General features: G+C 67.7%; 24 protein-coding genes and 1 pseudogene. 9 read left to right on the top strand and 16 right to left on the bottom strand.

Annotated features, from left to right (window positions below; genetic code table 11):
• Positions 1 to 36: 36 nt before the first annotated feature.
• Both ABDC78_RS02930 and fgd read right to left on the bottom strand, forming a co-directional pair.
• Entirely contained in the window at positions 37 to 1,005 is a 969-nt protein-coding gene (locus ABDC78_RS02930; protein ID WP_178361266.1) for an endonuclease/exonuclease/phosphatase family protein, read from the bottom strand.
• A gap of 21 nt (positions 1,006 to 1,026) precedes the next feature.
• A complete protein-coding gene (gene fgd / locus ABDC78_RS02925; protein ID WP_178361265.1) occupies positions 1,027 to 2,037 on the bottom strand; it encodes a glucose-6-phosphate dehydrogenase (coenzyme-F420) in 1,011 nt (336 codons plus the stop codon).
• Between the two features lie 22 nt (positions 2,038 to 2,059).
• On the opposite strand from fgd, the gene ABDC78_RS02920 reads away from it, so the two are divergent.
• Complete coding sequence (locus ABDC78_RS02920; protein ID WP_178361264.1) at positions 2,060 to 2,800, top strand: MBL fold metallo-hydrolase; 741 nt, start codon at positions 2,060 to 2,062, stop codon at positions 2,798 to 2,800.
• Positions 2,801 to 2,853: 53 nt separating this feature from the next.
• Here ABDC78_RS02920 and ABDC78_RS02915 read toward each other — a convergent pair whose 3' ends face one another.
• The 5 genes from ABDC78_RS02915 to ABDC78_RS02895 are packed head-to-tail and all read right to left on the bottom strand — an operon-like array spanning position 2,854 to position 6,142.
• On the bottom strand, positions 2,854 to 3,117 hold the full coding sequence (locus ABDC78_RS02915; protein ID WP_178361507.1) for a hypothetical protein: 264 nt from the start codon (positions 3,115 to 3,117) through the stop codon (positions 2,854 to 2,856).
• Between the two features lie 37 nt (positions 3,118 to 3,154).
• On the bottom strand, positions 3,155 to 3,664 hold the full coding sequence (locus ABDC78_RS02910) for a GNAT family N-acetyltransferase (RefSeq protein WP_178361263.1): 510 nt from the start codon (positions 3,662 to 3,664) through the stop codon (positions 3,155 to 3,157).
• A 34-nt stretch (positions 3,665 to 3,698) separates the two neighbouring features.
• A complete protein-coding gene (locus ABDC78_RS02905; RefSeq protein WP_178361262.1) occupies positions 3,699 to 5,336 on the bottom strand; it encodes an HNH endonuclease signature motif containing protein in 1,638 nt (545 codons plus the stop codon).
• A gap of 39 nt (positions 5,337 to 5,375) precedes the next feature.
• On the bottom strand, positions 5,376 to 5,813 hold the full coding sequence (locus ABDC78_RS02900) for an SRPBCC domain-containing protein (RefSeq protein WP_178361261.1): 438 nt from the start codon (positions 5,811 to 5,813) through the stop codon (positions 5,376 to 5,378).
• Positions 5,810 to 6,142 (bottom strand): metalloregulator ArsR/SmtB family transcription factor, encoded by a 333-nt coding sequence (locus ABDC78_RS02895; RefSeq protein WP_178361260.1) that lies wholly within the window; start codon positions 6,140 to 6,142, stop codon positions 5,810 to 5,812. The genes ABDC78_RS02900 and ABDC78_RS02895 overlap by 4 nt, the downstream gene beginning before the upstream one ends.
• Before the next feature lie 81 nt (positions 6,143 to 6,223).
• Between ABDC78_RS02895 and ABDC78_RS02890 the strand changes: the two are divergent.
• The 5 genes and pseudogenes from ABDC78_RS02890 to ABDC78_RS02870 form a co-directional block, all read left to right on the top strand.
• Positions 6,224 to 6,325, top strand: a pseudogene (locus ABDC78_RS02890) (DUF899 family protein); the annotation flags it as partial.
• 32 nt (positions 6,326 to 6,357) lie between these two features.
• Entirely contained in the window at positions 6,358 to 6,876 is a 519-nt protein-coding gene (locus tag ABDC78_RS02885; RefSeq protein WP_178361258.1) for a hypothetical protein, read from the top strand.
• A gap of 42 nt (positions 6,877 to 6,918) precedes the next feature.
• Complete coding sequence (locus ABDC78_RS02880; RefSeq protein ID WP_178361257.1) at positions 6,919 to 7,782, top strand: SDR family oxidoreductase; 864 nt, start codon at positions 6,919 to 6,921, stop codon at positions 7,780 to 7,782.
• A gap of 128 nt (positions 7,783 to 7,910) precedes the next feature.
• On the top strand, positions 7,911 to 8,393 hold the full coding sequence (locus ABDC78_RS02875) for a CAP domain-containing protein (protein WP_178361256.1): 483 nt from the start codon (positions 7,911 to 7,913) through the stop codon (positions 8,391 to 8,393).
• 240 nt (positions 8,394 to 8,633) lie between these two features.
• On the top strand, positions 8,634 to 9,194 hold the full coding sequence (locus ABDC78_RS02870; protein WP_256736370.1) for a hypothetical protein: 561 nt from the start codon (positions 8,634 to 8,636) through the stop codon (positions 9,192 to 9,194).
• Between the two features lie 207 nt (positions 9,195 to 9,401).
• Here ABDC78_RS02870 and ABDC78_RS02865 read toward each other — a convergent pair whose 3' ends face one another.
• The 7 genes from ABDC78_RS02865 to ABDC78_RS02835 form a co-directional block, all read right to left on the bottom strand.
• Positions 9,402 to 10,232, bottom strand: a complete 831-nt coding sequence (locus ABDC78_RS02865) for a L,D-transpeptidase (RefSeq protein ID WP_178361506.1) — start codon at positions 10,230 to 10,232, stop codon at positions 9,402 to 9,404.
• Between the two features lie 164 nt (positions 10,233 to 10,396).
• On the bottom strand, positions 10,397 to 10,798 hold the full coding sequence (locus ABDC78_RS02860; protein ID WP_178361255.1) for a hypothetical protein: 402 nt from the start codon (positions 10,796 to 10,798) through the stop codon (positions 10,397 to 10,399).
• Positions 10,799 to 12,013, bottom strand: a complete 1,215-nt coding sequence (locus ABDC78_RS02855) for an O-succinylhomoserine sulfhydrylase (protein ID WP_178361254.1) — start codon at positions 12,011 to 12,013, stop codon at positions 10,799 to 10,801.
• Entirely contained in the window at positions 12,010 to 12,423 is a 414-nt protein-coding gene (locus tag ABDC78_RS02850; RefSeq protein ID WP_178361253.1) for a rhodanese-like domain-containing protein, read from the bottom strand. The genes ABDC78_RS02855 and ABDC78_RS02850 overlap by 4 nt, the downstream gene beginning before the upstream one ends.
• A 19-nt stretch (positions 12,424 to 12,442) precedes the next feature.
• Entirely contained in the window at positions 12,443 to 12,889 is a 447-nt protein-coding gene (locus tag ABDC78_RS02845; protein ID WP_178361252.1) for a lumazine-binding protein, read from the bottom strand.
• Positions 12,886 to 14,061 carry a formate-dependent phosphoribosylglycinamide formyltransferase gene (purT, locus tag ABDC78_RS02840; RefSeq protein ID WP_178361505.1) on the bottom strand — a complete coding sequence of 392 codons (1,176 nt, stop codon included), beginning with the start codon at positions 14,059 to 14,061 and terminating at the stop codon, positions 12,886 to 12,888. Before purT ends, ABDC78_RS02845 begins: the two co-directional genes overlap by 4 nt.
• Before the next feature lie 23 nt (positions 14,062 to 14,084).
• Positions 14,085 to 14,615, bottom strand: a complete 531-nt coding sequence (locus tag ABDC78_RS02835) for a MarR family winged helix-turn-helix transcriptional regulator (RefSeq protein ID WP_178361251.1) — start codon at positions 14,613 to 14,615, stop codon at positions 14,085 to 14,087.
• 61 nt (positions 14,616 to 14,676) lie between these two features.
• Here ABDC78_RS02835 and ABDC78_RS02830 point away from each other — a divergent pair, with 61 nt between their 5' ends.
• Genes ABDC78_RS02830 through ABDC78_RS02820 form a run of 3 tightly spaced genes read left to right on the top strand, consistent with a single transcriptional unit; the run spans position 14,677 to position 18,210 of the window.
• Entirely contained in the window at positions 14,677 to 16,761 is a 2,085-nt protein-coding gene (locus ABDC78_RS02830; RefSeq protein WP_178361250.1) for an MMPL family transporter, read from the top strand.
• A 37-nt stretch (positions 16,762 to 16,798) separates the two neighbouring features.
• A complete protein-coding gene (locus ABDC78_RS02825; RefSeq protein WP_178361249.1) occupies positions 16,799 to 18,016 on the top strand; it encodes a cytochrome P450 in 1,218 nt (405 codons plus the stop codon).
• On the top strand, positions 18,016 to 18,210 hold the full coding sequence (locus tag ABDC78_RS02820; RefSeq protein WP_178361248.1) for a ferredoxin: 195 nt from the start codon (positions 18,016 to 18,018) through the stop codon (positions 18,208 to 18,210). Before ABDC78_RS02825 ends, ABDC78_RS02820 begins: the two co-directional genes overlap by 1 nt.
• Here ABDC78_RS02820 and ABDC78_RS02815 read toward each other — a convergent pair.
• Together ABDC78_RS02815 and ABDC78_RS02810 are read right to left on the bottom strand one after the other, a co-directional pair.
• Positions 18,167 to 18,877, bottom strand: coding sequence for a hypothetical protein (locus tag ABDC78_RS02815; protein WP_178361247.1), 711 nt, complete (start codon positions 18,875 to 18,877; stop codon positions 18,167 to 18,169). The two genes, ABDC78_RS02820 and ABDC78_RS02815, sit on opposite strands and share 44 nt — an antisense overlap.
• A gap of 55 nt (positions 18,878 to 18,932) precedes the next feature.
• Complete coding sequence (locus ABDC78_RS02810) at positions 18,933 to 20,045, bottom strand: GGDEF domain-containing protein (RefSeq protein ID WP_178361246.1); 1,113 nt, start codon at positions 20,043 to 20,045, stop codon at positions 18,933 to 18,935.
• Positions 20,046 to 20,060 lie beyond the last annotated feature (15 nt).

The following is a 20,060-nucleotide window of genomic DNA, read 5'->3' as shown; positions in this document are numbered from 1 at the left end:
GATTCGGCGGCGTCAGACACGGGTCAAAGCCTGCCGTCAACTGCTTGTCATGTCCACCGGCACCCTGACCGTGGTGAGCAGACCGCGGTGGTCGGCCCCCGGCACCTCGACCGTGCGGGCCGTCGCCGCCGAGGCGTTCTTGGTCAGGACGTGGTCGATGCCCAGCAGCGGAGGCCTGCCGCCGCGGCCGGGGTAGGTGCGGGCGAGGCCGGCGGCGGCGTCTGCGGCGGCATCGCCGTAACCGGTTGCCAGCAGCCGCCGGAACGGTGCCATGTCCGCGGTGGCGTTGAAGTCACCGGCGACGATCACCGCACCCGCTCCGGCGTCGCGGCCGACCTCGGTCAGTGTGTCGGGCATCAGGGCGATGTCGGCCAGCCAGGTCTCGATCGGCTGCGGCCACGGCGCTGCCAGATGTATCGACAGCACCGTGGTGTCGACGACCACCCCGGGGATGCGGATCCGGGTGCCCAGCATCGGTAGCGCGTACCCGTCGATGCGGCCGGAGTTCACGATCGGGTGCCGGCTCCAGATCCCGATCCCGGACGCCAGCGGCGCCGGGAGCACAACGCGATGCGGGAACACCGCATCCATCCCGCCCTCCGACAGCCCGTCGGCCGCCTCCTGCGTCATCTCCTGCACAGCCACGATGTCGGCGGTGTCGCGGGCCAGGGCCACCAGCGAGGGCGGATCAGCTTGTCCCATACCGAGGTTGGTGGTCAGCACCCGGACGTCGACGGCGGCGACGTCGGCGCCCGTCGGAGCGAGATAGCGCGGCACGTACACCCAGAGCAGCGCGACCGTGACGGCCAGCGCGACCACTGTCAGCAGCCAACGTCTGCCCAGCACCAGCAGCAGCACCGCCACCGGTGAGGCGACCGCCAGATAGGGCGACGCTGCCGCCACGATCAGGCTGGGGTGCCCGGTGATCGGCAGGTACCGCGCCGCGAAGGCCACCAGCGCGACGGCAAGGGCGAGCAGGCCCAGCAGCGTCGCGAGAATCCGCATCGTCTCGCGAGGTTCGTCGAGTCAGCCGAGCTTGCGCAGCCTCGGCTCCAGGTCGCGCTGGAACAGTTCCAGGAAACGCCTCTGGTCGTGGCCCGGGGCATGGAAGACCAGATGGTTGAGGCCGTAGCCCACATACTCAGCGACCTTGGCGACGGCTTCGTCGGGGTCCGATGCGACGATCCAGCGTTTGGCGACCTGCTCGATGGGCAGCGCGTCGGCGGCCTTCTCCATCTCCATCGGATCGTCGATGGAGTGCTTCTGCTCGGCGGTCAGCGACAGCGGCGCCCAGAACCGGGTGTTCTCCAGCGCCAGCTCGGGATCGGTGTCGTAGGAGATCTTGATCTCGATCATCCGGTCGACGTCGTCGGGGTTCTTGCCGGCCGCCTCGGCGCCTTCCCGCATCGCCGGGATCAGCTTGTCCTTGTAGAGCTCCTCGCCCTTGCCGGAGGTGCAGATGAACCCGTCGCCGGCCCGCCCCGCGTACTTGGCCACCTGGGGCCCGCCCGCCGCGATGTAGATGGGGATGCCGCCTTCGGGCACGTCGTAGATCGAGGCGCCCTTGGTCTTGTAGTAGTCGCCATCGAAGTCGACGCGGTCGCCCAGCCAGAGCTCGCGCATCAGCCGCACCGACTCGCGCAGTCGTGCGTAGCGCTCCTTGAACTCGGGCCACTCGCCCTCGTATCCGGTGGCGATCTCGTTGAGCGCCTCGCCGGTACCCACACCCAGGAAGATCCTGTTGGGGTACAGGCAGCCCATCGTCGCGAACGCCTGCGCGATGACGGCCGGGTTGTAGCGGAACGTCGGGGTCAGCACCGAGGTGCCCAGGAAAAGGCGTTCGGTGCGCTCACCCACGGCGGTCATCCAGGCAAGCGAGAAGGGTGCGTGGCCACCTTCGTGGCGCCAGGGCTGGAAATGGTCGCTGACCGTGGCGCTGTCCATACCGTGTGCTTCAGCGGCGACGGCCAGTTCGACGAGTTCGCGTGGGGCGAACTGCTCCGCCGACGCCTTGTAGCCCAGTTTCAGTTCAGCCATGTCATCTTTCTACACTCGCCGCATGGCACCCGTGCTCACGGCCATCACCGACCGCGTCCACTTCGCACAGACGGACCTGGTCAACTGGACTCTGGTCGCCGGTGACGACGGTGTGATGATGATCGACGCCGGCTTCCCGGGCAGCCGCGCCGACGTGCTCGGATCGCTGGGCCGACTGGGCTTCGGTGTCGACGACGTCCGCGCGATCCTGTTGACCCACGCCCACATCGACCATTTCGGCACCGCCATCTGGTTCGCCGCCGAGCACGGTACGCCCGTCTACTGCCACGCCGACGAGGTCGGGCACTCCAAGCGCGAATACCTCGAACAGGCCTCGCCGGTGGACGTCGCGGCCCACGTCTGGCAGCCGAAATGGCTCAAGTGGTCGGTGTCGATCATCCGCAAGGGCGGGCTCAACCACGCCGGCATCCCGACGACCGCCCCGCTGACCGACGAGATCGCGGCGGGACTGCCGGGTGCGCCGCAGATGATCCCGACGCCCGGGCACACCGGCGGGCATTGTTCCTATGTCGTGGACGGTGTGGTGGTCAGCGGGGATGCGCTGGTGACCGATCACCCGGTGGCGCCCCGCCGGGGTCCGCAACTGCTGCCGTCGTTGTTCAACCACGACGAGGACGGGTGCCGCCGCAGCCTGGGTGTACTGGCCGAACTCGACTCCGAGGTGCTGCTGCCCGGACACGGGCCGGCGTGGCGGGGCCCGATCAGGGAGGCCGCGACTCAGGCCACCACGGCCGAGCCGTGAATCAGGCCACCACGGCCGAGCCGTGAATCAGGCCACCACGGCTGAGCCGTGAATCAGGCCAACGTGTCGTAACCGAGGAGAAACAGCGCAGTCAGGCACAGGCCGCACGCGATGACGATCGTGGGCATCAGGATCATCGTGTCGAGTTCTTCGTCGTCGAGCACGTCGTCCTCGAAGCGCCCGAAAAGCACCCGTGCGATTCCGGTGCGCCGGAACGTGTGGACGAGACGACGCACCGCTGCGGATTCGCGGCGACGGCCGATGACCACCCGCGACGCTCCACCGAGCACGAATGTCAGTGCGGCAGCGGCCAGCATCAACCAGCCGACGGTCGACTCTGACACGTCGGCAAGCCTATAGGCCGGGTGGGTCCTGCAACGCCTTGACGAAGGCGATCGGATAGACCTCACCCTCGGCGGGGAGCGGCTCGGCCAACCGGGTGTAGCCCATCGACTCGTACAGCGCCTCGGCTTCGGGTTGGCGGTCGCCGGTGGTCAGATAGATCCGCGAATAGCCGCGCGCGGCGATGACGGTTTCCAGCCGCGCCACCAGCGCCCGTGCGTGGCCGCGGCGACGGTGCCCGCTGTCGGTCCAGATGCGTTTCAGTTCGGCGGTCGTGTCGTCGAATCGCCGGTAGGCCCCGCCGGTCACGGGTCGGCCGTCGAGCAGTCCGATCAGCAGGCCACCGCCCGGCGCCTCGAATTCCTCAGCGGGGTAACCGCGCAACCACGCGTGGACTCGGTCTCTGCTTCCGCCATACCGGTCGGCGTACTCGACCGCGAGTTCGTCGATCAGCGGCGCAGCCAGTGGGTCATCTTGGCCGACCGCCACGAAGCGCAGGTCACCAACGGGAGGCGTGGACATCACCTCAATGTCTAGCGCATGGCGCCGGGCCGCATCAGAACGGTGGTGGGTCGTCGCCGTAGTCGGGTTCGTAACCGGCTGGGGGAAACTCGTAGCTGGGCGGCGGCGGTGGCTGTGTCTGCTTCTGTGCTCGTATGGCGGCGCGCTCGGCTTGTCGAGCGGCCGCGGCTGCGATGTCGAGGTCACGTTGGATCGCGTTGAGGCGTCGTTCGGTGGCGATGTGGGCGGCGCGGCTCTGTTCGCGGGTGCGTCGGCGGGTAGGCATCATGAGATCGCGGCCGGGCCTGGGCTCTGAAGGTCGTTCTGAGGTATCCGGCGCGGGCGGGGTGGTGGTGTTCCAGGCGGGGAACAACAACGTCGAGAACGGTTTCGTGGTGTAGGTGTGTCCCGTCGGTGTCGTGACTTGCACTGTGCCGTCAGGTAATTGGGCATCGGCGAAGCCGTCGCAGAACGTTTTCACCAAATGATGCAGACGGCAATAGCATTTGATGTTGCCAGGATGGGTGGGGCCGACGGGCCAGGGGCGGGTGTGATCGATGTCGGCGTGTGCGGCAGGCCGGTCGCAGCCGGGCCAGCGGCACGTCAGGTCCCGGGTGCGCACGAACTCGGACAGCGCGGTCGACGGTCGGTAGCGGTCCTCACTGTCACACGGCGAGCTGAGGTAGCGGATCTTCGCACCACCGGCGATCAGTTCGGCCAGCAGTGGCGCGGGCACGATCGCGCCGTTGGCGCCGGCAATCAGCGCAGCCTTGCGCCGCCGCGGCTCAGGCGGCTCAGGCGGCTCGGCAGGCGCGGGCGGGGTGGGTGCGTATTCCAGCCCCTCGCCGTGCAGTTTCGGGTCCAGGGCGGCATCGAGTGATTCCGGGTCGGCGATGACATGGATGGTCACGCTGCTGGCACGACCGTCGTCGACCTTGCCTCGGCATGTCGGGTCGTCGCAGCGGCACGCCAGATGTGTAGCGTGGGCGGCGATCGCGCCGACAGCATCGGAGCGGCGTTGGCCCAGGGTGCGGGGATCGTCGTCGCACACCGACGCGATCATGTCGGTGATGCGCCGCTCCAGTAGCACCGCATCGGTGGCAGTCAACCGCCCGTGGACGCTGGCAGTTCCGGTGGCATCGTCGCGGTCCCCGACGGTAAAGTCACGCACCCGAACCGAGTTGCGCAGTCGGCGCACCGCGTCGGGGTCATGGCGATCGACCCAGAAATCGATGGCCTGCTCGAGCTTGTGCTGTGACAGCGGGCCCCAGCCCGCGGCGTTGTCGGCGACCTCGCTGTCGATGTGGGACAGCGCGACCGCGTCGCGGACCAGCGCGGTGCGGAACACGATCGTCGAGATCATCGCGCCGCTGAGGTGGCCGGCCAGGAACAGTGCCCCCACTTTCGGGAGCCGATCGCGCAGAGCGACGGCCAACTCGATCTGCCCCAGCGCGCGACCGTGGCTGATCGTCAGCGCACACGACAGGCCCGCCGCGGCGGCATCGACCTCATCAATCGCCCACCGCGAGCGGCTCCCTCCGGCCACGGCGCGGCGCTGCACCTCGGCGATCACCGCCAACTTGCGTGCCTCCGCCGCCGCCGAAGCTGTCGCCCACCCGGCCGCCGCCTCCGCCAGCGCGGCATCGCTGGCCTCAGCCAGGGCAGCCGACTCCGGTAGCGAACCATCGAACATGTGTTCTAAACTACCCGGTTCCACCGACACGTCGAGGCATCACCTTCGCGGCAGCAGCGCCACCAGTTGATCCGCGGTCGCCGCCCACCCGAGGTCGTGATCCTCGAACCCCTCGGGCGGTAGTAGCGAGTGCTCGATGGACATCAGCGTCTGGTCGACGCCGAACGGTTCGAACGCGACGTTGACGATGCTGGTGACCGTCGGATCAGCCCAGCCTGAATGACTCCACGTGAAGCGCAACAGGTTCGGCCGGTCGATGTCGAGGAACTGGCCGGTGATGAGCACCGAGGAGCCCGAGTCGTCGACATCGAAGCTGACCCGGCCCCCGACCTTCGGTTCGATGATGATCGCCACACACCGGGACGGGCGTGGGCACATCCAGTCCATGAGCGCTTCGGGGTCCAACCACTCGTCGAACACCACGTCCGGACGGGCGGGCATGACGCGCTGGACCCGGACCACGGGTCCGTCGGTCATCGGCCGCGTCCCTTCTTGCGCAACCTCTCCGACAACGCGTCGGCGCGGGTGGACCAGAAGTCGGCTTGCGCGTCGATCCACTGGCGCGCGGACGACAGTCCGTCCGGTTGCACAGAGAGCCAGTGCTCGCGGCCGCGCACTTCGCGTCGCACCAGGCCGGCCGACTCCAGCACGCCCACGTGACGCGAGACTCCCGCGAAGGTCATCGGCAGCGGCGCCGCCAGATCGGTGATGCGCGCGTCGCCCTGCCGCAGTGTCTCCAGCAGCCAGCGGCGCGTCGGATCGGCGAGCGCCGCGTACGCGCGGTCCAGGGTCGGATCTTCAACCATTCTGTTGACTATAGCGGTGTGAGCATGTTCTGCTGATGCTGATATTCAACAGAACTGTTTAACGTTTACGAAGGAGGTTCCGTGCAGACACCCGAGATCGTCGCCGCGCCGGAATGGCAGGCGGCCCTTGCCGACATGCTCGTTAAGGAGAAGGAGTTGACGCGTGCCCGCGACGCGCGTGCCCGGGTTGGTCGGTCCGCGACGTCGTGGCCCACATGACGGCCGTCGCACAGGATTGGGCCGACGGACGACTGGCGGGGGCACCGACGGATGCTCAGACCGCCGATCACGTCCGCCGATTCGACGGACTCGGCGCAACCGAGCTCCTCGAACTCTGGGACAGCGCCGCCAGCAGGCTGCACCATCTCGCCGACGCAGAGGACCTGGAACCACCGCTGGGCGACATCGCCTGCCACGAACACGACATCCGCAGTGCGATCGGCCGGCCCGGCGCGCGGGATGCGGAGTCCGTGAGGTGGACCGCGGACACGCTGCTTGCCATGCTCGACCCTCCCGTACCCATGCGCGTCGTCGTCGAGGACGGCGAATATCGCAGCGGCCCACCCGGGGGTGCCGAGCTCATCCTGCACACCACACGATTCGACGCTCTGCGGTGGCGGACGGGCCGCCGAAGCCGCGCCCAGTTGACCGCGATGGACTGGTCCGCGGACCCGGCAGCCGTGGTCGACGACCTCTACTTGTTCGGTCCGGCCGGTGCCGACGTCATCGAGTGACGGACTTCCGTTCAAAACTTGACACGTGTAAAGTTTCGCCGCATGGACAACATCGCCGGCAAGACCATCGCCATCACCGGGGCGGCACGGGGCATCGGGTACGCAACCGCGACGGCCCTGCTCAAGCGCGGCGCCCGCGTCGTCATCGGAGACCGTGACGTGGCGCTTCAGGAGTCGGCGGTGGCTCAGCTGACCAAGCTCGGGTCGGTATCGGGCTACCCGCTCGACGTCACCGACCGCGAGTCGTTCGCGACGTTCCTGGACAAGGCACGCACCGACGGCGGCGGCCACATCGACGTGCTGATCAACAACGCCGGCGTCATGCCCATCGGACCGTTCCTCGAGCAGTCCGAGCAATCGATCCGATCCTCGATCGAGGTCAACCTCTACGGTGTCATCGCCGGGTGCCAGCTGGCACTGCCCGACATGCTCAACCGTCGCCGCGGCCACATCATCAACATCGCGTCGCTGTCAGGCGTCATCCCGGTGCCCGGCCAGGTGGTCTACGTCGGCGCGAAGTTCGGTGTCGTGGGCCTGTCGACGGCGCTGGCGGACGAGGTCGCGCCGCACGGCGTGCACGTCTCTGTGGTGATGCCGCCGTTCACCAGGACTGACCTGATCTCGGGAACCCGAGAGACAGCGGGCACCAAGCCGGTGGAGCCCGAAGAGATCGCGGCGGCCATCGTGAAGACGCTCGACAAGCCCAAGACCCATGTCGCGGTACCGCCGTTCCTCCGCTTCACCGCGCAGGCCGCTCAGTTGCTCGGACCGCGCGGCAGGCGCTGGATGAACAAGAAGCTCGGTCTGGACAATGTGTTCCTCGAGTTCGACATCGCGACGCGGAAGAACTACGAGGACCGCGCACAGGCAGCCCTCGGCGTGGTCGAAGGTCAGGCGAAGAAGTAGACCGCCGCCGGCCGGAATTCGTCGGGACTGGCACGTTTTGGTTTCTTTCGTGTAACGGATCCCGCTAGCGTCACGACAACACCACTGATAGCCAACCGCTGGTAACTGTAGGCACGGCAAGAGGCAACATGGTGATGAAGACCAAGGTCGTCGGCATTCTCGCACTGTGTGCTGTCGTGACCACGGCGCTCGACGCCACCGCGGGAGATTTCACGGCGCAGGCCGACGGCCGGGCAACCGGGATATCCCTCGGCGTCAAACAGCTTCGCCAGGCATGCGGGACGATCGGCGAGGACGCGCGGCTGACCGCGGCGGCTCAGCGGCACGCAGACGACATGCTTCGGAACCGCGCTTACAGTCACACCGGTTCGGACGGCTCGTCACCGCGAGCGCGTATGGCGGACGCAGGCTACGGCGGTCTCGGCTCCACCGGTGAGATCGTCTACTGGGCCACCGGTTCTGCCGCGACTGCCGATGGTGCGCTCAACTTCTGGATGCAAAGTCCCGGCCACCGGGCGATCATCTTGAACTGCGGATTCACCGCAGGCGGCTTCGCCACTGCCTGGGACGGCCATACGATGACCGCTGTCGGTGACTTCGCAGGTCCTTGAGATTTGAACCGTCAAGTCTCGGAAACATCTCTTTTGCAATAGATTTCCAACACGAACGGATGTCAAACCGCACCGAACGTCACCATTCGGAAACGGCCTGGTGCAGCGTCTTCCACCCTTGTAGTTCGTAGAGATAAATTGACGACGTCGCTGCCAGGCGGCTCGGATTGGTGGCCAGACATCCTGTTGCCCCATCGAATCGATGGATCTTTGGAGAGTGAATGAGGGAGTTGGTGCCTGATGGCTGTCGTTGATCGACTCAGCATCAGAGTGGCTGCCGTCGGTGCCGGACTGTGCGGCATCGCCTTGGCATTGAGCCCCGGCGTCGCGCAAGCCGGTGGGTACGAATGCCTCCAGACGTCGGCGGGCGAAGTCCCAGCGGGGGCGGTCGCCTGCGCGCCGATCTCTGAGATGTCCGGTGTTCCAATGGCTTTGCCGGGCCCGCTGGCTCCGCCCCCGGTTCCGCCGGTTGTGCCGCCATTGGCTCCGCCGCCGATCCCCCCGGTCGTGCCGCCACTGGCTCCGCCACCGATCCCCCCGGTCGTACCGCCACTGGCTCCGCCACCGATCCCCCCGGTCGTACCGCCACTGGCACCGCCACCGATTCCCCCGGTCGTGCCTCCACTGGCACCGCCGCCGATTCCGCCTGCAGCACCGCTGATTCCAGCTGGAGCCGCTGTGGCGGATGGCCTTCCGCTGGCCACCATGGGTGGTCTTGCCGGAAAGGGAGATTCGACGGGCCCGGCGCCGAGTGGAGCGCCGGTGCCCGGCCAACCGATCGCGCCCGGCCCCGGAGCTTAGGCGGGAACTGAAGCGTCGCCTGCGGCCCGTCCCCGATGAGGGGGCGGGCCGCAGGTGTGTCTGGCCCGCCGGCATTCAATACATCATCGACGACGCCGCGGATCCGGATTGCCTCTCAGACAGGCGGATTCGGCGTGGATGGTCGAACTGGTTGAGCTCGGCACGGGCGTCGATACCCGGTGCCACAGACCGCCGGCCGGGGCAGCGCTAGCCGGCAACAGTGCGGGGAACTTCCAAGCTGTTCTCCCGAACGATGATCGGATCACCGACATTGACGGTGTTGAAGTACCATTCGGCGTCCTCGGTGCTGAGGCCGACACAGCCGTGGCTGGTGTTCTCGTATCCCATTTGGTTGACAGCCCAGGGAGCGGAGTGCACGAAGAGGCCCCGCTGGGTGAACCGGATGGCGTACTCCACGTCCAGCAGGTAGCCATCGGGAGAGTCCAGGGGAATGCCGACGCTGCTCGAATCCATCACCACGTCGCGTTCCTTGGCCAGGACGGTGTAGACCCCTACTGGCGTAGGGTATTCCGGACGTCCCATTGACGCCGGGAACACCCCGTTCTGTCCCCAGTTGGGCCGGTGATGCGGTGCCGGAAGCTGATCGGGAGGCTGTCCGTCGACTGTCACGGTGAACGTGTGGTCCGAGAGGTTGGCGACACCGATGACGGCCGGGCCCGTCTCGAAGTTCCGGGTTGGCAGGCCGCCCAGGGTGAGCTTCACCGTGCTGTGCGCGGGCCAGAACTGATCCGGGACCCACTGCGCGACATTGTTTTCCACCCACTCGAACTTGCCCGTCATCGGCGGCTCAGACGTGACGCCCAAGGCTTGTTCGGCCAGGCGCCGTTGTACCACCGAGCTGCCGAAGGTGATCACCAGCGGGTGCGCCACGCCCACCACCGCGCCCTCCGCGGGGGACAGAGCGACGATGTCGAGTTGCGGCGACCGACTTGCCGCGCTACCGGGATGCGCCGGCGCTGCAACGGCGCCCGCAGCCACCAAGCCCATGGCGAGGACACTCCTGACGGCCACGCGCATGGTTCTCCGCATCCTTCGAACTATCAAGATCGTCAATGTTGGCGATAGAGATCTGATGTTAGAGGTGATAGCTCGATCACCGAAAGATGTTGAACGCCTTCGATTCGATCAAGGGTTCGTCACACTTGCGCATCGGTGCGCCAGCTGATGCAGCGTTGCCCCGATCAGTCGAACACCGGAAGCGGCTCACCCATCCGGTATGCCTCGATGGCATCGAGGTGGTCGAAGAGTTCCTCCAGGCCGAACTGGTAGTCCTCGTCGGCTCCCACGAACACCACGTGGGCGATCCCGCCGCCGTCGTCCGGGGTCAACAGCACGACGGTCGCGCTGGCCCGCTCGGCGTCGTGGTCGACATCGGCAGCCGACGGTGGCCATATCCAGAAGACTCCCGGCGCGTCATCGTCCTCACCGAACACCCACCCGCGTTCAGTGAGTCCGGCGTCGAATCTCTCCAGCTCCGCGGCGACTTCGAGTTCGGCTGCCACGCTGTCGGACACCCACCCCTCGTCGCGCGCTCGCTGCCGCTTCCTACGCCGCGCCTTCTTCGCGTCGGACTGCCGGGACACTCAGCCCAGCGCCCGATCGAGGTCGGCGATCAGATCCTCGGTGCCTTCCAGCCCGACCGACACCCGCACCACGCCGTCACCCAACCCGATCGCGGCGCGACCCTCCGGGCCCATCGCCCGATGTGTGGTGGTGGCCGGATGGGTGATCAGCGACTTGGAATCCCCGAGGTTGTTGGAGATGTCGATGATCTGCAGCTTGTCGAGGACCTCGAAGGCCCGTTCCTTGCTGCCGCCCCTCAACTCGAAGGTGACGACGGTTCCGCCGCCGGTCATCTGCCTCTTGGCGAGGTCGTACTGCGGATGTGATTCCAGGAACGGGTATTTGACCCAGCTCACCGACGGGTTCGCTTCGAGGAACTCGGCGATCCGGTGCGCCGACGAGTTCTGGTGCTGAACCCGCAATGCCAGCGTCTCGAGTCCCTTCAGCAGCGTCCACGCATTGAAAGGACTTAGCGCTGGGCCGGTGTGCCGCATCAATTTCTGCACGGGCTCGTCGATGTACTGCTTGTCGCCGAGGATCGCACCACCGAGCACCCGACCCTGGCCGTCGATGTGTTTGGTGCCCGAGTAGACGACGACGTCGACACCCAACGGAAAGCCCTGCTGCAGAATCGGTGTCGCGAAGACGTTGTCCAGCACCACTTTTGCGCCGGCGGCATGCGCCATGTCGCACAGGGCGGCGATGTCCACCAGCTGCTGCATCGGGTTCGACGGCGTCTCGAAGAAGACCGCCTGGGTGGGGACCGACAGCGCCTCCTCCCACTGGGACAGATCGTCGCCGTCGACGAACACCACCTCCACGCCCCAGCGCGGCAGGATCTCGTTGCACACGACAAAACACGACCCGAAGAGGCTGCGGGCGGCCACCAATCGGTCGCCGGCACCCAGCAGCGCACCCAACGCCGTGAACACTGCGGACATCCCACTGGCGGTGGCGAAGCACGCGGGCGCGCCCTCGATCAGCCGCAGCCGCTCCTCGAACATCGACACCGTCGGATTTCCATAGCGCGAGTAGACGTATCGATCGATCTCTCCGGTGAACGCCTTCTCCGCGTCGGCTGCGGTCTCGTAGACGTAGCCCGATGTCAGGTACAACGCCTCTGAGGTTTCCTCGAAGCCCGAGCGCAGCAGCCCGCCGCGCACGCCGATGGTGGCCTGGCTGACCCCGTCGGGCAACGCGGCCGGAATCCGTACCGACGGCACCTGCTCGCTCATGATTGCCTCCACGGCAGGCCGAGGGCGCGCCAGCCCGTGCCACCGCGGTGCTTCTGCTCGTCGAGGCCGCCTTCGAAGCCGTCCAGCATGTTGTAGGACGGGGCGATGCCTGCTGCGGTGGCCGCTTCCGCGGCGGGGATGGAACGGTTTCCCGAGCGGCACAGGAACACCACGGGGCGGTCGCCCGGAGTGACGCCCGCAGCCAGCAGTTCGTCGACAAAACCGTCGTTGTGCGCGCCGTCGGTGCGGTTCCATTCGACGTAGACGACATCGCGGCCGAGACTGGAGAGGTCGGCCACCCCGACGAATCGCCACTCGGCATCGGTCCGACAGTCGACCAGAACGGCTTCGGGGTTCTCACTCAGCAGCGTCCAGGCCTCGTCAGGCGTGATGTCTCCCGCATAACTCACGGTCGTGAGTGTCCCATAGCTAACTGGGACCGGTCGAACAGACCTTCCAGGCGCCGCCCTGGCGCACGAAGGCGACCTCGACCGTCTCCTGGGCGTCGGGGTCGTTCTCGAAGTGGTAGGTGACATCGGCGGTGGCCTGGTCGCCGGCGATGGCCACACCGGAGGTGCCGTCGACGAAACGGTCGCCCCGCGTTGCTGCTGAATCCTGCTGTTCGGCAATCACTTCCGACTCGACACCCTGCTGTTCTGCGCAGGTGTAGGACCGGAAGGCGGCGTAGTCCTCGCGTTGGAGCGCGTCGTTCTGCGCCACCACGGCGAGCCCGATCTGCTGGTCGTCGGTCAGTTCGTCACCGGAGAACACGTTGAACAGCCAGACGGCGATCACGATGGCCACGATGATCGTCAGGGCGCCCAGGAAGGGTCCCGCGGTCCCGCCGGCATCGGACGAGTCGGTCGGTTCGGTCACCGGAGCCGTCGAAGGGCAGTCGCTACCCGGCGGACGCGGTCGCGGGCCACGATCGGGTCGGGTGCCGTCGCCAGAGCGAGGGTGCGCCAGCCCCGGGCCTCGGCCGAATCGGACCGGCCGAACAGGCGCACGTCGCTTTCGGCCACAGCCAGCGCGTCTGCCAGCACCAGCTGCAACTGGGTGTCGTCGACGTCGGAGCTCTCCGACTCCCCGCCGTCGTTCGCCTGCGCGTAGGTCACCTCGACCGCGCCCGGCGAGATCATGATGGTGTCCACCGGCAGTCCGAGGACCGCACGAGCCTGCAACTCGAACTGGGAGAGCCGCTGCGAGCGCAGGGTCACCAGCCCGGTGTCGTGCGGCCGGGGCCGGACATCGGCGAAGTAGACCTCGTCGCCGCGGACCAGCAACTCCACACTGAACACGCCGCGGCCGCCCAGCGAGTTGACGATGCGGGCGGCGATCGACTTCGCGGCGTCCAGCGCCGCCGGCGAGAGCTGCTGAGGCTGCCAGGATTCGAGGGCGTCGCCTTCGGACTGGCGGTGCCCGATCGGCTCGCAGAAGTGCACGACGGGACCCGCGGGACCGGTGGTGCGCACCGTCAGCAGTGTCACCTCGAAGTCCACCTCGACGACGGTCTCCGCCATCACCCGCTGCATGCTGAGCCGACCGCCGGCGACCGCGCGGCGCCAGGCGGGCTGGATGTCCTCGGGCCTGAGCAGGACCGACTCGCCTTCACCGGGGGCGGCAGCAACGGGCTTGACCACCAGCGGGAAGCCGGCGTGCGTGGCGACCGCGGTGAGCTCGTCGGCAGAGCCGGCGAACCAGAACGGCGCCGTGGGAAGCCCCAGCTCGTCGGCGGCTAGCCTGCGCAACCCCTCGCCGTCCAGCGACAGCCGGGTGCTGCGCGGCGTCGGGAAGACCTCCACGTCGCCGCGCTCGGCAATGGTGATCCACGCGTCCGTCGCGACGGCGCCGGCGTCGGCCACCACGTAGTGCGGCTTCTGCGCGTCGACGAGCGCGGTGAGGGCGCCGGCGTCGGCGTACTTCTCCACGATCGTCACCTCGGCGCCGAGGCGCTCGAATGCCGAGGCGAGCTCACGGCTGCGTTCCCCGGCACCGAGCAGCATCACCGATGCCGAACCGGGTGCGGGCGGGGCGGGGTGCTCAGTCATCTCGTCGCCGTCTGTCGTGTCACTCATCGACCATCCACCCTGCCAGAACCCGGGCCGCGATGAGTCGCGCCATGCGCAACCTGGCCGTCGAGCTGCGCCCGGAAGGCGCCCATCGCTCCGATGAGCGCCCTGAACACCCGGTGCGCTGCGGCGAGGTCGTCGTCCGGGAGGTCGGCGAGCGAGTCGGTGGTGTGCCCGGCCAGCGGTGTGAAGAACTCCCGCCCGACCTCCAGACCCTGGTCGGCGACCCGCAGCATGACTTTTCGACGATCCGCAGGATCGGAATCCCGCAGCAGATGCCCCGATGCGATCATCCGTTCGACCAGGTAGGTGATCGCCGCGCCAGAGACCCCCATCCGCTTCCTGAGTTCTCCGGCGGTCAACGGCTCGCCGGAATTCTCGGCGACCATGACATGGAGCAGCGCGCGGAAGTCGTTGCCCGTCAGAGCGTGCCTGCCGGCGAAGTTGTGGCCGATCTGGTCGGACTCCGCCGTCAGCGCTCGCACGTCGGCAGCGATCTGCACCTCCAGCGCCTTCCGGTCCTCATCCTGCACCCGACCACCTTAACCAGAATTTCAATTGATTAATGTTTAATTATCTGAAATAGTTGCCGGCATGAACCGCCGCACCTCCTGGCTCGTCGCGCTACTCATCGTCATCGCCTCCGGCGCCCTGATGGGCTTGATCGGCACCGGCGACTCCGCCGAGCAGTCCCCCGTGCCGGTGCCCGCCGGGGCGGAGTCCGCCCGCGCCGACGCGTTGCGCACCGAGTTCCCCGGGGGCGACCGCGTCCCCGCGATCCTGGTCGTGAGCCGCGGCGACGGCGCCGTGCTGACGCCGGCAGATCTCGACGCCGCAGATCAGGCCCGCCAGCGCATGCTGGTGGTGGCCGGTGCGGGTGCCGAAGCGGGTCCACCCGTCCAGGTCTCCGAGGACCGGCAGGCCGCGGTGGCCCCGGTGCCGCTGCGGGCCGACCTGTCCGGGTTCGATCTGAACGACACCGTGAAGGAGTTGCGGGCGGCCGCTTCCGACGGGCTGCCCGGGGATCTTCGAGCCCAGGTCACCGGCGGACCCGCATTCGGCGCGGACATCGCCGACTCCTTCTCCGGCGCCAACTTCACGCTGCTCATCGTCACCGCGGCGGTGGTGGCCCTGCTGCTGATCATCACGTACCGCTCCCCGGTGCTGTGGCTGGTTCCGCTGCTGGTGATCGCGTTCGCCGACCGGGTCGGCTCCGTCGCGGGCGCCGCGGTCGCCGACGCGGTGGGGATGACGCCGGACGGATCGACATCGGGCATCACCAGCGTCCTGGTGTTCGGCGCGGGCACCAACTACGCCCTGCTGCTCATTTCGCGGTACCGAGAAGAGTTGGGGCAGCACCAGTCCCATCAGGACGCCCTGAACATCGCCGTCCGCCGTGCCGGACCCGCCATCCTCGCCAGCAATGCGACGGTGGTGCTGGCGCTGCTGACGTTGCTTCTCGCATCGTCGCCGAGCACCCGCAGCCTGGGCGTCCAGGCGGCTGCCGGGCTGGTCGTCGCGGCGGTGTTCGTGCTGCTGGTGCTGCCGCCGCTGCTCGGGCTCTTCGGCCGGAAGCTGTTCTGGCCGTTCATCCCTGCGCTGGGAGACCGGGCGCTGACCGACAGCGGGATCTGGCACCGGGTGGCGGCGGGGGTCGCGCGACGGCCGGCCCGGGTGGCGGTGGTCTCGATCGGCGCTCTGGCCCTGCTGTGCGCCGGTCTCGTCGGCACACCGATCGGCCTGTCCCAGACCGAGCAGTTCCGCGTCCAGGCCGAATCCGTCGACGGATTCGACACCCTGGCCGCGCACTTTCCCAGCGGGCTCACCGATCCCGCCACCGTGATCGCATCCACCGACCGTGCCGCCGACGTCCAGCGCGCCATCGACGACACGCCCGGCGTCGTGTCGGCCACGCCTGCGGGGAGCGCGGCGAACGGGCTGAGTCAGTGGTCGGTTGTGCTGGCCGCCTCACCGGCGTCCGACGAGGCTTTCGAAACGGTTGACGCACTGCGTGATTCGGTGCAGCAGGTCGACTCGGACGCACTGGTCGGCGGCTCCGACGCGAAGGCTCGGGACGCGTCGGCGGCGGCTGCGTCGGATCGTGCGGTGGTGGTGCCCGCGATCCTCGCCGTGGTCCTGCTGGTGCTCTACGTGCTGCTCCGCTCGGCACTGGCGCCGCTGATCCTGGTCGCGGTGACGGTGCTGAGTGCGCTGGCAGCCCTCGGACTGGGCAGTTGGGCGAGCGTGCACGTGTTCGGTTTCCCCGCGCTGGACAACACCGCACCGCTGTTCGCATTCCTGTTCCTGGTGGCGCTGGGCGTCGACTACACCATCTTCCTCGTGACCCGCGCCCGGGAGGAGACACCACAGCACGGCACGCGGGAGGGCATCATCCGTGCGGTCTCGGCCACCGGCGCCGTCATCACCAGTGCCGGCATCGTGCTGGCCGCGGTGTTCTGCGTGCTCGGCGTGCTCCCGCTGATCGTGCTGACCCAGGTAGGCATCATCGTCGGGCTGGGAATCCTGCTGGACACCTTCGTCGTGCGCACGGTGATCATCCCCGCGCTGTTCACACTCATCGGGCCGCGGATCTGGTGGCCCGCGCTGCGCGAGCAGCCAAGTGGTTCTGACGGAGAATCGAGCGGTCGACACCGCGCCGGGGTGGCTGCCACTTCGTAGAAGCGGTGCCCGCGCGGGCAGCAGGTAGCGTCGAAAGATGAGTCAGGCCCGAACCATCGACGCCGAGTTGCCACCGCTGCACATGCGGCGCGAGGCATTCGACCCGACACCGCAGATGCGCGAGATCCGCGAGACCTCCGGTGTCACCACCTTCACCAATGCCTTCGGCATGCAGGTCTACCTCGTCACGCGCTACGACGACGTCAAGACCGTGCTGTCCGAGCACGCCCGGTTCTCCAACACCCGTCCGCCGGGCTTTGTCATGCCCGGGGCTCCCGAGATGTCCGAGGAGGAGTTGGCCAGCGCCCGGGCCGGGAACCTGCTCGGCCTCGACCCGCCGGAGCATCAACGGCTGCGCCGGATGCTCACCCCGGAGTTCACCTTCCGCAGGATGAAGCGGCTACAGCCCCGGATCGTCGAGATCGTCGACGAGCAGGTGGCGGCAATGGCGGCCGCCGGAACACCCGCCGATCTGGTGGCGCACTTCGCCCTGCCGATCCCGTCGCTGGTCATCTGCGAACTGCTCGGGGTGCCCTACGCCGACCGCGACGACTTCCAGCGACGCAGCGCACGCCAACTCGACCTGTCCATCCCGATGCCCGAGCGCCTCGAGTTGCAGACCGCGGGCAGGGCCTACATGAGATCCCTGGTCGAAGGCGCCAGGACGCAACCGGGAGAAGACATCCTCGGGATGCTCGTCCGGGAACACGGCAACGAGCTCACCGACGACGAGCTGATCGGGATCGCAGGTCTGCTGCTGCTTGCCGGCCACGAGACGACGTCGAACATGCTGGGACTGGGCACTCTTGCGCTGCTCCGCCATCCCGACCAGCTCGCGGCAGTCCGCGACGACCCGACCGCGGTGGCGCCCGCAGTCGAGGAACTGCTGCGCTACCTGTCGATCGTGCAGACCGCGATCCCACGGATCACCACCACCGACGTGGAGATCTCAGGGGTGCACATCCCCGCCGGGCAACTGGTGTTCGCCTCGCTGCCCTCGGCCAACCGCGACAGCCGATTCATCGACAACCCGGATATCCTCGACATCGGTCGCGGGGCGATGGGTCACGTGGCGTTCGGCCACGGCGTTCACCACTGCCTGGGCGCGCCGTTGGCCCGGATGGAGATGCAGATCGCCTTTCCCGCGCTGCTGCGCCGATTCCCCGGCCTGGCCCTGGCCGAGGATTTTGAGGACGTGCAATTCCGCTCGTTCCACTTCATCTACGGGCTGAAGTCGTTGGAGGTGAGCTGGTAGTGAGGGTCTCAGCAGATCGCGAACTGTGCATTCAGGCCGGTAACTGCGTGATGGTGGCGGGTGACGTCTTCGATCAGGACGACGACGGCATCGTGGTGGTCCTCGCCGATCCGGTCCCAGAGGGCGAGCACGACCATGTCCGTGAGGCGGTCAGGCTGTGTCCGGCGAGCGCCCTGTCGTTGCCGGAGGATTGAGGTCGTCGCCGGGCAGGTCGATCACCCCCGAGCGCACCAGCATCACCAGGCTCACCACCAGCACCCACACCGGGAAGGCCAGCGTCATCCACAGGCTGATGTCACTGGCCACCAGAACCGTCAGTGCGACAACATAAGTCACGATCGCCAGCCAGCCGGGCATCAGCCGGGTGCGCAACCAGATGGTGGCCAGCGAGATCATGAACACCCCGGCCATCCGCAACGCGTAGGTGTTGCTGAGCGCGGTGAGCAACCCCTGGCCGAAAGCCGCGACCTCGGTTCGGGTGCTCTCCTCTGCGAGGAACTCCTTGCTGGCGAGCAGCCCGGCGCCGACGGCCGTGGCGACGAAGACCATGCCCAGGAACAACAACCCGCTCCCGATGAACACGGTCGCGAAGAACTTGTCCTCGAGCGCGCCGAGGCCGTCGCGGACCACGCCGATGAACCACAGGAACGCGATGCCCGAGAACGGCATCAGCACGACGGCGATCCGCAGGCGCGCGCTCGACCCGTCGACCCACTGCGAGCCGAGTTGGTCTGCTCCGGGCAGCGCGGTGCGGATCATCACCAGCGCCGTTCCGAAGAGCAACGCGAAGAGCACGCCGGCGAACGCCGCGGCCCGTGGGGTCGTCAGACGGCGGAGGTGGCGGTCGACCGGATGCGTCACGGTCTCATCGTGGCACGACGTCCCCGTCGGATCCGGTCGAACCGCCAGCGCAGTCTCACTCCCCCGCCGAGACGGGATCGTCGGCCGCCACCGTCTGATTCCCACCGGCATTCTTGGCGCGGTACATCGCCGAATCGGCCCGCTCGATCAGCGCGCGCACTGCCACGCGTGCCTGATCCGGCTGATTGACCGCCGTCACGGCACCGATGCTGACGGTCGGCAGCACCGCCGCATCACACTGCGCCACAGCCCGGTGCACGAGTTCGGCGACCCGACGCACGGCGTCGGGCCCGGCGTCGATCACCACGGCGAACTCCTCGCCGCCGGTTCGGGCGATCACCGAACGGACCCCGGCGTTCGACACCGCATCCCTCACGGCATTGGCCACCGCGACCAGGACCCGGTCACCGACGTCGTGGCCATGGCTGTCGTTGATGGCCTTGAACTTGTCGATGTCGACGGCGAGCACACCGACCTGCCCCCCGCCGTGAGACACCAGCTCCTCGCCGTCGACGTCGAGGCCGCGGCGGTTGAGAAGCCTGGTCAGAGGGTCGATCAACGCGTCGACCGCACCCATCCGCAGCGTCAGCAGATAGGACTGCACGATCACCGGGACCCCGACCACCGTCGGCAACAGCACCAGTAGACGCACCGTGATCACCGCAACGGCTGCACCGTCCTGGAAGACAGCCAGCCCGTAGAACCATGCGAACGCGGCGACCGTGAAGCTGAGGTGCCACATCAGGGCACGCGGGCCGTGGAGCAGCACGATGTAGATGCCGTTGGCGGCGAGCAGAGCAAGACCCGGCATCGCGGTGAAAGCACTTGCACAACAGAAGATCACCACGAACACCGACAGGTCGGCGTAGATCGCGAAGGCTGCCGACATCCGCTCGGAGGGCCACGGGCCGACGATCCAGACGACCCCGACCACGGCCGAGCTGACGGCGATCAACACCACGACGACCCGGCCGCCGGCCGGTCCCCCGTCGAGCAATCCGCCTGCCACCGTCAACAGTGCGGTGACGCCGTACATCACGCTGAAGGAGCCGATGAACACCTGATGCACCCATAGGACCCCATTGACCCGCAGAAGTCGTGCGGTCCAATCGAATTCGAAGGGCTGCCGCCACCAGGTCAGCAGGTACTCACGAACCCCCTTGTCCATCGACCCCCCTGTGCA

This window comes from Mycobacterium sp. DL (assembly GCF_039729195.1).
Taxonomy (GTDB): Bacteria; Actinomycetota; Actinomycetes; order Mycobacteriales; family Mycobacteriaceae; genus Mycobacterium; species Mycobacterium hippocampi_A.
The sequence above is the reverse complement of the archived record's forward strand: the minus strand, read 5'-3'. Positions and strand labels throughout refer to the sequence as shown.